This window comes from Yersinia vastinensis (assembly GCF_902726565.1).
Lineage (GTDB): Bacteria > Pseudomonadota > Gammaproteobacteria > Enterobacterales > Enterobacteriaceae > Yersinia > Yersinia vastinensis.
Map to the genome: position 1 here is coordinate 444,959 of NZ_CACVAF010000003.1, position 14,453 is coordinate 459,411.

Genomic DNA, 14,453 nt, shown 5'->3' on the forward strand with positions numbered 1-14,453 from the left:
CCATGGAGATACTGAGCCAACCCACTGACTCAGTATTAAAGTTAACTGTTACTTCTGCTGCTGTTTGACGTTGTAGTTCTGCTCTTTTAATTCTTTACGGTAGGTGGCGGCATCTTTACTGTCAATATCCTCCGCCAGCTTGAGTTGTTTAGTGGTGCTCTCTCTCACTTTTCTCTCGGCGACAGGGCTGGAGAATGACATAGAACCTAATGCAGCAGCATTGGATTCTAATACTTTCTTCGCCTCCTCCTTATTCCCTGCATCGATAAGCCTGATGGCTTCGTCATTGGCAAGCGCCGTTTTTTGAATCTCTGACTCGGCCAAGACCTCTTCTAAAACGGCATCACTCACCTTAGCTACCGATTTGCTGTAGCTGACGATAACCCGCTCATTGATATTATTTTGCTGCTTGCTGCTGAGATTAAGGTAACTGACACTGACATCGGCGAGATTTTTTTTCTGATTATCACTCCCCTTCTCTGGTATTACTTCCAGCAGAATGTATTTCTCCTGATTGGAGTAAAGCTGGTTTAGTTTCACATTAACGGTGTTACCAGAGATATCGCCGTCACGGCCTAGCAACCGGACCGGTTTCACTTGATTGTTGGTCTTAATCTGGACGATGACATCTTGCGCCACCACCGACATCACATCCTGAAACTCTTTAGTAAAAGCACTTTCTAAATCGGCAGAGTTGGCCACGAAAGAGTGATTACCATCACTGTAGCCAGCAATAGCCGTCATCAGGTCTTCGTTGTAGTCTTCGCCCAAACCGATAGTGGTGATGGCAATCCCCTTCTTCGCGGCCATACGAGCCAGATCAGAAAGCTCACTGATTGAGGTTGGGCCGGTATTCGCCTGACCGTCAGACAACAAAATGATGCGGTTCACTTGTTCAGGGTTCAGGTTTTTATCCACCTGGCCGATACCTTTGCTGACACCGGCAAATAAGGCTGTCATTCCCATTGGGTGGATATGCTGTTGAATCTTGGCAATCAACGCGGGTTTATTACTGACTTTGGAGGCCGGAATAATCACTTGTGCGTTGTTATCATAGGCCACCACCGATAGCGTATCAGTCGCATCAAGCATATTGACTGCCAGAATTGCAGCCTCTCGCGCCTTCTCAATACGGTCCCCCGTCATTGAGGTAGAGCGGTCAATCACCAATGCCAGATTAATGGGGCTACGACGTTTGCTGTCGAGATTAAAACCCGTCAGAGATACTTTTAGGTAGTTTTTATCTTCACTGTTGACCAACATCACTGGTGCTGAAAGTTCTGATTTAACAGTGACGGCTGGCGTAGCTACCTTGGCCATGACAAATAGCGGGAGTAGAAATAATATGAATAAAGTTATGGCCTGTTTTATTCTCACGACCTGTTTTATTAACATGATAAAACCTCTTGTGCAGGACTCTAGGAGTAGTGCAGCGATTATTCATCTTATCATGCGTCGAGTTGTCTGTTTGCTGTATAAAGTTGTCAAAAGTTTGTAAAACAAAGCGATATCAATATTTGGCTGACTGAATTTAAAACCCAAATCAGTTCTATTTAAAAATAAGGGCCTCACCCATAGAAAGCCCTTTATATTATTTTGATTAGTATCCTTCAATCGGCTGGTTTAGCTACCAGAAGTTTTGGTGCAATACAGCCTTGTCCACCCAGAAACTCGCATCAAGCTGATAGACACACAGTGGGATCGCTGCCTGAAGGCGCTGTTAGATGGTCAAGCTGACCTAGCGCTGACTGCGGGCCAGCCATCGTTGAGTACATTTAATTCAACACTGCTGTTTTCTGATAAATTTTACCTGCTGTGCCATCGCAATCATCCATTAGCACGACTCGAAATGGTAGATATTGCTGACATTGGTCAGTATCCCTTTATTGGTTTTTGTCCGGGAACCCGTATTCGTCAGCATACCGATAGATTGTGTGATGGCAGAGAAGGATTCAATTATCAAATGGAAGTACGACAACTCACCACGATGATGGGATTGATTGCTGCCAATTACGGCGTCAGTATTACGACTGGCCTCACTCTATTCCAGTTCCGCCATAAAGATATCGCCATCATTCCATTTCGCGATCTGGTACTGGAAGCACATAAAGAGATAATATTTCTCTTTATGTGCTCGGAGAATGGTCACCACCGGGTCTGAAAAGCCGAGTTTTCGATTTGCGACTGTCGGGCTGCCCTGTTCTGGCAAAAGAGTGGTAGAATCACAGCGTTAACTCACTAAACAGTAAGAATGAATGACTGTCGAAACGCAACTTAATCCTACACAGCCCGTAAATCAGCAGATTTATCGAATTCTTCGTCGGGACATCGTGCATTGCCTTATTGCACCGGGCACGCCGCTTTCTGAAAAAGAGATTTCTGTCCGTTTTAGTGTGTCTCGCCAGCCGGTGCGTGAGGCATTTATCAAACTGGCGGAGAACGGTCTGATCCAAATTCGTCCTCAGCGCGGCAGCTATGTAAACAAAATTTCGTTATCGCAGGTGCGTAACGGCTGTTTTGTTCGTCAAGCAATTGAATGTGCAGTTGTTCGTCGTGCAGCATCGATGATAACCGACAGCCAATGCTACCAACTGGAGCAGAATCTTAACCAGCAACGCGTTGCCATCGACCGCAAGCAGATTAATGATTTTTTCGAGCTAGATGATGATTTTCACCAGCAACTAGCAACTATTGCTGACTGCCAATTGGCATGGGACACCATCGAAAACATTAAAGCGACAATTGATCGAGTCCGCTATATGAGCTTGGATCATGTTTCCCCGCCAGAGATGCTACTGCGCCAGCATCTGGACATTTTTACTGCCCTTGAAAAGCATGACGGTGATGCAGTAGAGCGAGCAATGACAATACATCTGCAGGAGATCAGTGAGTCTGTTCAGTTGATTCGTCAAGAAAACAGCGACTGGTTTAGCGAAGAATAATGGCATTAATACCGCCCAAAGGCGGTATTTATCATCTGCTGATTACAGCTTTGCGGCATATTTTGCAACGGTCGCTTTTGCGCCTTCCGCCAAAAGTAACAGATACGCCTCTTTCACTCTCTTCGTGAACAGTTCAATGTGCGGAAGTTGATTGCCAAAAATTGCATCAATATCCAGCAGTGCCTGAACACGGTTTTCACCTTCGTCACTTTCTTGTACCACTTTTTGAATCACTGGTAGCAGAGGATCACTGATTTCAATTGCATGGCCTTGTTCATCTACCCCACCGACATAACGCATCCAACCCGCGACACCCAGAGCCAGCAACTCGAAACCGCTATTATGTGCCAAATGCCAGCAAATAGAGTCCAACATACGTTGAGGAAGCTTTTGGCTACCGTCCATTGCTATTTGCCAAGTGCGATGGCGTAGCGCTGGGTTACAGTAACGATCAATCAGCAGATCAGCATAACGCTCAAGATCCACCCCCTGTACTTTCAGCGTCGGGGCCTGTTCTTGCAGCATTAATGCTCGCGCGGTCAGACGATAATTTTCGTCACCCATACAGTCGTTAATATGTTGATAGCCCGCCAGATACCCCAGATATGCGAGAAAGGAGTGACTTCCGTTGAGCATGCGCAATTTCATCTCTTCAAAAGGAATAACATCAGCGACCAGTTCTGCACCTGCTTTTTCCCACTCAGGGCGGCCCGCGACAAAATTATCTTCAATTACCCACTGACGGAATGGCTCACATGCCACACCCGCGGGATCTCGAACGCCGGTTAGTTGCTCAATTTTATCCAGTGTGTCTGCCGTTACCGCTGGCACAATCCGATCAACCATCGTGGAAGGGAAAGTGACGTTCTGCTCGATCCACGCCGCTAATTCAGCATCAATGGCACGGGCATAAGCGGTGACCACGTTACGCACGACATGACCATTTTCAGGCATGTTGTCGCAGGACATTACGGTAAATGCCGGTAAACCTGCCGCTTTACGGCGTGCCAGTGCTTCAACCACCACGCCGAGTGCCGTTTTTGGTTGCTTGCGGTTTTGTAGATCAGCTGCGATCATCGGATGATCTAACATCAATTGACCGGTTGCCGGGGAATGACAGTACCCTTTCTCCGTAATTGTCAGCGACACAATAGCAACCTGCGGTTCGCACAGCGCATTCAGTACTGATTCCAATCCATCAACTTCTGCATGCAGCGCATTCGTCACCACGCCAACCACTCTTGCTGTCCACGCATCCGCCGACATTTCCGCTACGGTATAAAGGTTATCCTGCTGTTTCAGATCAGCAATCTGCTGTTCACCGCCGATCAAGTTAATTTCGCAATAGCCCCAGTCGCTGTGGTGCTCAGTAGCCAGAATATCGGTATACACTCCTTGGTGAGCACGGTGAAATGCACCAAAACCAAGATGAACAATACGTGGAACCAGCTTAGTGCGATCATAGCCAGGAAGTGTCGCCTTTGCCGTTAAGAGCTTGTTTTGCATTGTATGGCCTACTTTATAATGAGTCAGGACGTCTTTAGGGAAACGCCTTTATGGTTACATGTACAAATTTGAATGACGTTTTTCGTCATGGGCATAACATCATTTTTAAGTTATATGCCCCCCTAACTTTCCATCAGGGGGGCACTGTATTAACTCAACGTTGTAGCCGACTTGGCTGCTTTAGCCACCGTATCATCCGCGTCGCACCACAGTGCGTCATAAGAGTAACCGGTTAAATCTTCAACAATCCGCCGAGTCTCTGGTTCTACATCCTGTTTCAGGCCATGAGCTTTCAAACGGTCCACTTCATCAACAAAGATTTTGTGCGTGCGTTTGTTCAAGTGGAATGTCACCGCCTGCCATAGTGCCAGCAGCAGTAAACCTGCGGTTCCGGCAAACAATAGTGTTGCGATGGTGTTGATCGCCTGCTCAGGCTGCACCAAACTCCCCTTCTCAAATCCACCATTCTGTAGCATCAGACCCACAATGAAGGTGGCGATGGCAACCGTCGTTTTACGCGAGAAAGTCATCACCGCAGCAAACAAACCTTCGCGGCGCTGGCGAGTGATCATCTCATCAATATCTGGAATGAAAGGAAACACGTTCCACGGGGTGAACTCCAACACACAACGACCAACTTGATACAACGCCGCCAAAATCAGCAACACCGTCACTTTGTTTCCCATCGGGAACTGGTAAACCATGAACAAACCGGCCAGGCACAACATCATCAATGTGTATGCGAAGACATATAGACGAGAAGGACCGTATTTAATGATAGCCACCCCCGCTAACAAAGTGACCGGCAGACCAACAATACTCATCGACAGCAGCGTACCGGCCAGCGATGAAGAAACATTCAGGCAGTAAACACAGAAGAAAACAAACACCGTGTTGTAGACATCTTTTGCGGTAAAGGAAAACAGATATATGGCCAGATGTTTTCTGAAGGCGCGAACCTTTAATGTCGAACCATATTCCTTAAATAGCCCCCCAACCATGACTAATTTTTCACTGAACGTTTTTGGCTGATTGCTGCGTTCCAATTCTTGCAACATCTCTGGAGTTAATTCGCGCTCCCATGTTACCTTCCAAGAAATAAACACACACAGCATGAACAGAACCGCAAAAACTACGCCATTAATAAAATAGGCATTTGGATCGTGCTCACCGAAATGACCAATTAACAGACCTGGAATAAAGGTGGCCAGAAATGTACCTGATGCAGAGAGGAACATACGGCAAGTCGAGAGTTTAGTTCGGGAATTAAAATCCTTCGTCATTTCCGAGGGCAGAGTCTCCCATGGAATTAACACTACTGCTGCAATGATTTCGAATGCCAGATATACCGTAAGGTAAAACCAGAAACTCATTCCCGTTACCCACAGCAAAATATAAACCAGCATTAATGGCGCGCCGATAAGTAAAAAGAAGCGCCTTCTGCCAAATCTTTTACCCAATGCATTTTTATAAAAGTGGTCAGTAAAAGATCCCATAAATAAACTGACAATGGCATCAACGATCCTCGCAATCGCGACAATTGACGCCGCCTCGACCGGAGATAAACCGACAAAGGTGGTATAAAAGAAAAGTAACCAGGCGCCAATAACGGTAAATGCGCCGCCACCCATAATATCCGTCAGACCATATCCAATACTGACCGGAATGGTAATTTTGCGGTTGGTACGAGTCATGTTCTATCCTCACAGGGAAGAGTATTAGAAGTTGAAATAGTTATTAGCGTTAGCGTGACAAATGTTTCTGATCATTCGCGTCAGAACTTCTTTATTATTTGGTATTTCACCTTTCTCAACCCACCCACCGATAAGGTTGCAAAGGATCCTGCGAAAATAGTCATGTCGGGTATAAGAAACGAAACTGCGGGAATCGGTCAGCATGCCAACGAAATGCATGAGCAACCCTTGGTCAGCAAGACTATTAAGCTGATTTTCCATACCCCGACGCGTGTCGTTAAACCACCAGCCTGAACCAAACTGCATCGGAGATTTCACCCCATGCTCTGCACTCTGGAAATTAGCGATAGTTGTCGCAACAACATCGTTGTAACTGGCATTAAGGTTATAAAGGATGGTTTTTGGCAACGCGTTTGCTTGTACCATCGCGTCCAACAATTGATTAAGGGATGATGCCAGATGCACTTGATCGTTTATCGAATCAAAACCGGAATTAATCCCCACTTGCTGACACATTCGGCTGTTATTATTACGAATGGCACCAAAATGAATCTGCATAGCCCAATTTCTAGCTTTGTAGTGCGCGGAGAGCATGATGAAAATAGCGCTATTGAGCTGTATTTCTTCCTCGTCAGTCAGAGATTGCCCCCCGGCTTTACGAGAAAAAAGAGAGTTCACATCTTCCGGCGAACAAACTTTGTATTGAATATTTAGCGGGCCATGGTCGGAAATACGGCAACCCACTTCATGAAACCAGTCAATACGTTTACCTATTGCATCGGAAAATTGATTAAAGGTATTTATCCTGACGTCAGTTAACTGAGCGAGTTTTTTAATAAAGAGGGCAAATTCAGTCGCTTTTTCATTAAAAACATCATCGGGCCGAAATGTCGGTAATACCTTAATTAAAAAGGTTTGATCCTGCTGTAACAGGCGATGATATTCCAGAGAGTCCAGCGGAGCATCGGTCGTACAAATAACCTCGACATTTGACCGTTCCATAAGGCGGCGCGGTTTAAAATCACTGTGCTTAATAAGCCGGTTACAGTGCGCCATAACTTCACGCCAGTTCTGACTATCGAGATTTATATTGCAGTCAAAGTATTTACTCAGCTCTAAGTGCGTCCAGTGATAAAGCGGGTTACCGAATGCGGCCTCCACGGTTTCAGCCCAAGCACGGAATTTCTCTTCTGCGCTGGCGTCTCCAGTAATAAAGCGTTCATTAATACCGTTAGCGCGCATTGCTCGCCATTTATAATGGTCGCCCGCTAGCCAGAGTTGGGTAATATCTTCAAATGATTTATTTTCGTAAATATCTTTTGCTTCAAGATGACAATGATAATCGATGATCGGCAGATCTTTTGCGACGTCCTGATACAGCCGAACACCGACTTCATTGCCGATCATGAAATGATCGTTAATGAAGTCCATGTTTATTCTCCTGTATTCACTACTGAATCGTTAATTACCAGTTCCACAACGTGCCATCTTCCAGACGGGCCACGGGTAAATGGGCTGGTTCATACGGATATTTCGCTGCCAGTTTTTCATCGAACTCAATACCGAGGCCTGGCTTATCTCCCGGATGCATATAGCCGTTATCAAACGTCCAGTTGTGTGGAAAGACTTCCAGCATTTGTTCGGAATATCCCATGTATTCCTGAACACCGAAATTGGGTACCCACAGATCAAAGTGCAGAGCAGCAGCCATGCAAACTGGAGAGAGGTCGGACGGGCCATGCGAACCTGTACGAACCTGATATAAGGAGGCGAAGTCAGCAATACGGCGCATGCCGGTGATACCGCCTGCGTGGGTAATCGTGGTACGGATGTAGTCAATCAGTTGTTCTTCAATCAACTGCTTGCAATCCCATATGCTGTTAAAGACTTCACCAACAGCGATTGGGGTGACGGTATGCTGACGGATCAAGCGGAAACACTCCTGATTTTCAGCAGGTGTCGGATCTTCCATCCAAAATAGCCGATAGTCCTCGATGCTCTTACCAAAACGCGCAGCCTCAATGGGCGTCAGGCGGTGATGCATGTCGTGCAAAAGGTGCTCATTAAAGCCGAACTCATTGCGTACGGCTTCAAACAGTTTTGGTGTAAAGTCGAGGTACTTCTCGGTTGACCACAACTGTTCTTCCGGCCATTGCCCCTTGGTTGCAGGCTCGTAAGCCAGCCCTTTCCCCTTCGACATACCGTAAGTCGTTTTCATGCCCGGAACACCGCACTGCACGCGGATTGCTTTAAACCCCATCTCTTTATGACGTGCGTAATCTTCCAACACATCATCAACGGTATGGCCGGTGGTATGGCAATAAACCATAACCCCCTCGCGGGATGCACCACCTAACAATTGATACAGTGGCATATTGGCCGCTTTCGCTTTGATATCCCACAGCGCCATATCGACAGCAGAGATAGCCGACATGGTGACTGGACCACGACGCCAGTAAGCGCCTTTGTAAAAGAACTGCCAGATATCTTCGATACGATGCGCATCACGGCCGACAAGCTGAGGACACAGGTGATCTTTCAGGTACGACGCAACAGACAGTTCACGCCCATTCAACGTCGCGTCACCTAAACCGGTAATACCATCTTCGGTCGTAATTTTCAGGGTGACAAAGTTACGCCCTGGACAGGTGACAAAGACTTCAGCCGCTACAATCTTCATTTTTTGTTCCTTACATCTCTTTTGCGATGTAAAGAATTTACTCAACTCGCATACTACCATACAAGTATGATCACGATAAAATCGCTAGCTGATCACAAAAAACCGTTACTTCTGCTTAGTGAACAACATCAATACACACTATTGCTATGTGGGTTGGTGCCCCGTGGAATAAACAAAAAGGCCATTCCCGCAATGACAGGAACAGTGAGTCGGTTGGCGGGTCTCATCCGCGATGGAAACTTCGTTCGCCCTAGATGCATTGGAACATGCGATGTGGGCCAGACACATGAACGGGGCCATCCATCACAGCAACAAAGGGTCATAATATGTGTCGCTGCCTTATACACAGCGACTGAGTGACGTAGAGTGGCAACCTGATTACTCAGGCAAAAATACTCTCCAGGAAAACCGGAGCGCTTTAATGTGTATGTTTCAATCTGAGAAAAGCCTTTTTGCTTCCTTCGTTAATCACGTCTCCAAGCGTAAAATACCAATACTATTGAATGTACTGTTCACATTTTAGCGAACCGTCCAGGCAGGGCTGAAGTCCTCTTCTTCAAACAGTTCGGTAAGCCCGCTTATCTGTTTCAGACGCAGAACCTCGTCTCTGTCCATACCCAGTTCCTGACCAATACGCTCATCCGTCCATCCGAGCCGAGCTAGGTCCCTGACAATATCTGACATGGACATTATTTGATGTTTTCCCCTGGCACGGTTATGCCTGATGGTAGAAGCTATCCGCTCAGCCTGTCCCTTCCGTTCAGGATTGATACAGGTGACAGGAAGCCAACCTTTCAGACGCTCTCCTGCTCCGGACTCGCGTCTGCCCAGTAACTGTCGGTGAAAACCATCCACAACCAGATAATTCCCTTTATCTTCGGAGACTACGACGGGCTGAGTAAAGCCGTCCTCCTGCAGTGAGCGCTGTAGTAGTTTTTTCTCACCTGCCGCCATAATGTTGGGATTGTAATCATTGGCCACTACTGCATCGGCTTTCACCCATAGCACTAGGTCTACTGGCTCCCGGGTAAAAGGACTGAGTTCATGAAGTGTTGTACGGAGATAATTCATGGCAGCGACCTTTTCTTCATCAGATTCATGCTGGCTGAAATACCGGGTAATTAATTCGGCTATCTGCTCCAAGGTCACATTATCCCCCATTCTTTCCTCCTTTGTTTCATACGCTCCCGATAACGTTCGTAATGCCGGGGTTTATTAGGGCTAAAGGACAGAGTCCGGCACCAGAAATCATTTTTAATCAACGTCTTGCATATTCGCCGCCAGGAGGGGATATCCTTGCTTCTCAGATCATTATCCTGTTCATCTGGAATATCGTCCGGGTAACCGTGCGTTTGAGACCAGCGCAGATATACCGCTATCTTGTTCCGGTAATGTTCAGCCGTTTTTTCTGGCATGGCATTCAGCAGAAACATGGCATAGCTGCGCCAGGTATGATGTGCCGGTTTGGAGATACGTTTGCGCAAGGCAAAATAAGCGCCACTTTCATTGGCATAGATAGCCCCGCTGACCGCTCCGGATACACGGGCACACATTCTGCCCCAAGTCTCCGGCTCCAGAACATGGTAAAGCCATAGTCCAAGGCGCTGTTCGGGTCCAAACGGTTCACAGACACGCATATTACGCAGGGGAACACCGGCCCTATACATCAGATCATACAACGGATTATAAATAGCACCTGTTCGGGCGTGATAAATCCAGATGTCCCGGGCTTTCCAGTCATACAGAGGATACATCGTATAATAAAAGCCCGCGGGCGAGGCGGTGGTCCAAGGTTTGTCATCCGCATAGCGAAGCTTACGCTGGCAAGTAAGGCCTAGAAACCTGTTCAAGGATTCATCCGCACGAACACCGGTCAGCACAGCTACACCACACTGATTCTGCGTGAACCAGGCTGAAAATGCCGGGATAAACTCTTCAAATGTCATGGCATATCGATAAAAGGGAAAATATGTCATATCGGTAATGGCATCTTCCGGTGGCTGCCGAACCCACTCCATGTCCGGTTCCCAGCACACCCACTCGGGTTGAAACTGTGAAACGCCGTTCACAGTAGTCAGTGGGAGTGCCACCCAGAAAAATGTCTCCGTCACATCACGGTGCAATTCCTGCATTTTCTGCACATGTTCAATTGTGTTCTGATACTGCGCCTCCCAGTCGATAAACAGAACAGAGAAACGCCGACGTTTCCTGCGGGCAATCGTGGCGACGAGATGAAACAGAACGGTTGAGTCTTTACCGCCGGAAAAAGACAGGCAAACCTGAGAAAAGGTATCGAATATCCACTCTATACGGCAGGTTACCGCTGACAACACATTCTCGCCAGCTCTGATTTTCTGTATATGATTACGTTCCATCATGGAGTTGTCTGATACGAATTCAAAAGAGTCGTTTTCCTGTTATTTTTTGATAAAGTTTTTCTTATTTATTAACTCATTTATCACTAAGATGACAATACAAAATTTAATTTTATCAACAAGAATTTGACCTGCCCCTTAATTTTAAAATTTTGCTTTATGTACAGGTGGTATTTGCCGTACGGTCAAATAGTTCCTTTTAATAAGTTAATTTTCAGTGTTGATATATAGCATTTTTTAAAGGTGGTATTTATATGTCCTGATACAGTAAGCAATGCGGAATATATAAAAACATATTAAGGATAAGATATGATCAGAGATATATTTCGACCCACCCTAGAGTGTGTCCCTTAACTATTTTTTGTTCAATCTAGCACATGGTTTAACTGCAAAAGCCCTTCAATTTGGCTCGTTACGATTTTCCGAATGATACTTGGGCGCTGATTTCACGCATGCTACCACCTGAAAAAGGCACTTCCAGAGGCGGACGCTCCAACTTTGCACACAAGCACGTCATGAATGGTATTTTGGGGTTCTTTGCTCCGATGTTCCATGGCGAGGTTTAGCCGAACGCTATGGTCACTGGAAAACTATTTTCAACCGCTTTCATTGGTGGTCTAAAACCTGAAAAATAAATAGTATTTTCAATAAATTACTACATATTTTGGATGAAACGTCGTTAATTGACTGGGGTGTTATCGCACCTGATGGCAGTAACATTTGAGCACTGAAAGCGGCAGTCGGATCGAAAAAAATCCCGATGAACCCGATAATCATGAGCTAGGTCGCTCTCGCGGCGGTATTGGCACAAAAATCCATCTGGCGACAGATGCCGCAGGTTTACCCCCCAGCTTCTGCTTGAGCGGTGGGCAGGCCCACGAAAGTCAATATGCGAAAACCTTACTCAACCAGATTGGTATTATTCATACAAGTGGTTGTCTGAAATCCCGTCCAAAAGCGGTGCTGGCGGATAAGGGAGAAGGCCGGACTCGCCAATCACAATTAACAAATTGATATCAATGTAATTTATTTCAGGTTAAAGATATTTGTACCCGCACTTGTACCCACATACGAAAATCCGTACAAAAATCAGACATTGCCAGCGGGTACAAAGCCATATCAGTACAACATCAATATGGCTATCAAAGCAAGGTAGGCAGGCCAAAAAGCTTGTCGAATGTCTCAGGGCATGAAGCGGACGTTGTATCGGTCAGCGCATCCTCATGAAGCGATACCAACAAAGCCCAGCATATATGCAAGCCGTTTGATAAGGTAATAACTAGGTTCACCCAAATTAGGTAAGCAAATTAAAAATGATGATTTACGATGTTTTTGGCAGGCACATCGGCGTTCAGCGTGAAGGCGGCCGCTGGCTGGTTTATCGAATTGATTTAACAGAACAAAAATCATCCCGACTCTATGATGTCATTATCCCTGACGATCTTAGTGAAACAGAAATCCCCGGCTGGCTTGATGATATTTTCCATGAAGCCGCCACAGTGCGGCATCCCGAGGTAAGGCGGATCCAATAAGCTGTTAACCCTCCCGACTAAGCGGTTCTTAAGGAGCGCCATGAACTATCAACAGTCCGCTTCTGGCACAGAACGGAACAATGTGTGCTGATCTCGGTCTGCTATGAGCAATCAGCGGACGCTAACGCCGTGCTTCTAATATATTTTAGAGTCTCAGGCGTTGGTAGGGTTTTTGGCATTTTAATTTCTTCAACGTTTACGATAGCATTTTCGTCTGAATCATATATCGCAATAACGATTGAACATGGTTTACTCTAATCCCCAGAATGTTCACGCAACCCCCTTAAAATTATAATGCTAAGCTAACAGACAGTGACGTTGCGGCTTAATCGTGAAGCCCTCTGCGTGGCTGTCCCAGTGACCGAAGGGAACGTGCTAAGCGTTTTGTTATATTCCCCTCAATAAGTTATCCAAGTTCATCTGTTAGAAAAATTTTGAATTATTATTGCATCAGATTTGTGATCATTAGCATCAGTTGAGTAGCAAAAGCTTATAGATAGATCACTACTGAACTCTGGGTGCAAAGTGGGTCTTAGCAATCTAGTTTTATTGTCATTGAAAGGAGTTCTTTGTCGTCCATCTGAATTTCTCATAACACCATAACAGAAGCGCTTATTAGGATCTTGGCTATCACTATTTGATAGAGATATCACCATTGCTTCCTCAATATGTGGACTTTTACCTAAAGTTACATGAGTTGGAATAAACTGAGAAAAATACTCATTAAACTGACCCAATAACTCTCCAAGATTTTCGTCATACTCTATATCAAAAAAAGCTCTTAACAGCTTCGCTTCGATCATGAATCCATTTGCGTTTACAGCTGAAACTAGTCGCTCATTAATTTCTTCACTTTTCAATATCTCTACTTTCATCAAAGCGTATTTCGGCTTTTTTCCTCCATCTTCGTACAGTTTAGCCAACACAATATAATCACGGTTTTTGTAATTGAAAGGGAATGCTTCTATAACCCAGCCATTTGCAACCATATCCGCTTTTAATAACTTGAAACTCTCAAATACACTCATCTCTTTAACTCTTGATATTCAGTATGTTAAAAGGCCGAAATAATAAGTTAGAATACCGCTATTAGGCACTATATTTCACATGAGATATAACAGTCAATATGTAGACTTCCCAATAACACCTCATGCGTTAACTGAGAAATCACTACCTAACGTTCCTATTTTCAACAAATTACAGCGTATACATGTGTTTTATAATAGGATGTTACTGAGACTTCTTAGTAACACAACTGATGCTCTTAAAGTTCGGGAAGTAGCGATTGCAATTCCACTTTGAAATGTCCGCTCCTGGCACTAAGCAGATACATAACCAAGGTTGTTCTGGACGATAGGCGAACCTAACATGGTGGTATGTTAGCCAACGGTGAACAGGTCAATGAGTATCAATATCTATTCTAATCCTTTATAAATATAGTGGCTTTTAACTTAATAATAGATTAATTAAATTTTTATTTCTGGCATAGTGAAGAATCATAAAAAAATCAATTGAATACTCACACCTTATCATAAACATTTTACCACATAAAGTTAATATAGATTAAATATCAAGATTCTTAATTGTATTTAAATTAAGAATCTTGATATAAAAAAACACATAATCGATAGTTTTTATTAAAGCAGCATACATTCAGAAACCACCATCACCCATACTTACAAAAACATGTCCATTAATGAATAATAAATGTTATTATATAATAT

11 protein-coding genes and 1 pseudogene are annotated in these 14,453 nt (G+C 45.0%); 4 read left to right on the forward strand and 8 right to left on the reverse strand.

What is annotated here, in order from left to right:
- Positions 1-48: 48 nt before the first annotated feature.
- The gene (locus tag HUZ92_RS06770) at positions 49-1,395 is read right to left on the reverse strand and encodes a vWA domain-containing protein (protein WP_087770181.1); all 1,347 of its coding nucleotides are present in this window, start codon (positions 1,393-1,395) and stop codon (positions 49-51) included.
- Between the two features lie 244 nt (positions 1,396-1,639).
- On the opposite strand from HUZ92_RS06770, the gene HUZ92_RS06775 reads away from it, so the two are divergent.
- A complete protein-coding gene (locus tag HUZ92_RS06775; protein ID WP_318249420.1) occupies positions 1,640-2,161 on the forward strand; it encodes a LysR substrate-binding domain-containing protein in 522 nt (173 codons plus the stop codon).
- A gap of 94 nt (positions 2,162-2,255) precedes the next feature.
- Positions 2,256-2,942 carry a GntR family transcriptional regulator gene (locus tag HUZ92_RS06780; protein ID WP_050099961.1) on the forward strand — a complete coding sequence of 229 codons (687 nt, stop codon included), beginning with the start codon at positions 2,256-2,258 and terminating at the stop codon, positions 2,940-2,942.
- A 42-nt stretch (positions 2,943-2,984) separates the two neighbouring features.
- On the opposite strand, the gene HUZ92_RS06785 is transcribed toward HUZ92_RS06780, so the two are convergent.
- The 6 genes from HUZ92_RS06785 to HUZ92_RS06810 all read right to left on the reverse strand — a co-directional run bounded on the left by HUZ92_RS06785 (position 2,985) and on the right by HUZ92_RS06810 (position 11,200).
- Complete coding sequence (locus HUZ92_RS06785; protein ID WP_128451339.1) at positions 2,985-4,448, reverse strand: mannitol dehydrogenase family protein; 1,464 nt, start codon at positions 4,446-4,448, stop codon at positions 2,985-2,987.
- A gap of 149 nt (positions 4,449-4,597) precedes the next feature.
- Entirely contained in the window at positions 4,598-6,142 is a 1,545-nt protein-coding gene (locus HUZ92_RS06790; protein ID WP_050099957.1) for an MFS transporter, read from the reverse strand.
- A gap of 24 nt (positions 6,143-6,166) precedes the next feature.
- A complete protein-coding gene (gene uxaC, locus HUZ92_RS06795; RefSeq protein ID WP_128451338.1) occupies positions 6,167-7,573 on the reverse strand; it encodes a glucuronate isomerase in 1,407 nt (468 codons plus the stop codon).
- Between the two features lie 34 nt (positions 7,574-7,607).
- Positions 7,608-8,822, reverse strand: coding sequence for a starvation-sensing protein RspA (rspA, locus tag HUZ92_RS06800; protein WP_050295901.1), 1,215 nt, complete (start codon positions 8,820-8,822; stop codon positions 7,608-7,610).
- Between the two features lie 519 nt (positions 8,823-9,341).
- Positions 9,342-9,983, reverse strand: a complete 642-nt coding sequence (locus HUZ92_RS06805) for an IbrB-like domain-containing protein (RefSeq protein WP_050140922.1) — start codon at positions 9,981-9,983, stop codon at positions 9,342-9,344.
- Positions 9,968-11,200: a phosphoadenosine phosphosulfate reductase gene (locus HUZ92_RS06810; RefSeq protein ID WP_128451337.1), complete on the reverse strand. Its 1,233-nt coding sequence runs from the start codon at positions 11,198-11,200 to the stop codon at positions 9,968-9,970. Before HUZ92_RS06810 ends, HUZ92_RS06805 begins: the two co-directional genes overlap by 16 nt.
- A 401-nt stretch (positions 11,201-11,601) precedes the next feature.
- Here HUZ92_RS06810 and HUZ92_RS21090 point away from each other — a divergent pair.
- Both HUZ92_RS21090 and HUZ92_RS06820 read left to right on the forward strand, forming a co-directional pair.
- Positions 11,602-12,175: pseudogene (locus tag HUZ92_RS21090) on the forward strand (IS5 family transposase); the annotation flags it as partial.
- A 335-nt stretch (positions 12,176-12,510) separates the two neighbouring features.
- Positions 12,511-12,729 carry a DUF7661 family protein gene (locus tag HUZ92_RS06820; RefSeq protein ID WP_145579630.1) on the forward strand — a complete coding sequence of 73 codons (219 nt, stop codon included), beginning with the start codon at positions 12,511-12,513 and terminating at the stop codon, positions 12,727-12,729.
- 416 nt (positions 12,730-13,145) lie between these two features.
- On the opposite strand, the gene HUZ92_RS06825 is transcribed toward HUZ92_RS06820, so the two are convergent.
- Positions 13,146-13,757, reverse strand: a complete 612-nt coding sequence (locus HUZ92_RS06825; RefSeq protein ID WP_145579629.1) for a DUF6037 family protein — start codon at positions 13,755-13,757, stop codon at positions 13,146-13,148.
- Between the last annotated feature and the right edge of the window lie 696 nt (positions 13,758-14,453).

Coding starts and splice junctions, on each gene's coding strand:
- HUZ92_RS06770 (WP_087770181.1), bottom strand. CDS start 1,395: ATGTTAATAAAACAGGTCGTGAGAATAAAACAGGCCATAACTTTATTC.
- HUZ92_RS06780 (WP_050099961.1), top strand. CDS start 2,256: ATGACTGTCGAAACGCAACTTAATCCTACACAGCCCGTAAATCAGCAG.
- HUZ92_RS06785 (WP_128451339.1), bottom strand. CDS start 4,448: ATGCAAAACAAGCTCTTAACGGCAAAGGCGACACTTCCTGGCTATGAT.
- HUZ92_RS06790 (WP_050099957.1), bottom strand. CDS start 6,142: ATGACTCGTACCAACCGCAAAATTACCATTCCGGTCAGTATTGGATAT.
- uxaC (WP_128451338.1), bottom strand. CDS start 7,573: ATGGACTTCATTAACGATCATTTCATGATCGGCAATGAAGTCGGTGTT.
- rspA (WP_050295901.1), bottom strand. CDS start 8,822: ATGAAGATTGTAGCGGCTGAAGTCTTTGTCACCTGTCCAGGGCGTAAC.
- HUZ92_RS06805 (WP_050140922.1), bottom strand. CDS start 9,983: ATGGGGGATAATGTGACCTTGGAGCAGATAGCCGAATTAATTACCCGG.
- HUZ92_RS06810 (WP_128451337.1), bottom strand. CDS start 11,200: ATGATGGAACGTAATCATATACAGAAAATCAGAGCTGGCGAGAATGTG.
- HUZ92_RS06820 (WP_145579630.1), top strand. CDS start 12,511: ATGATGATTTACGATGTTTTTGGCAGGCACATCGGCGTTCAGCGTGAA.
- HUZ92_RS06825 (WP_145579629.1), bottom strand. CDS start 13,757: ATGAGTGTATTTGAGAGTTTCAAGTTATTAAAAGCGGATATGGTTGCA.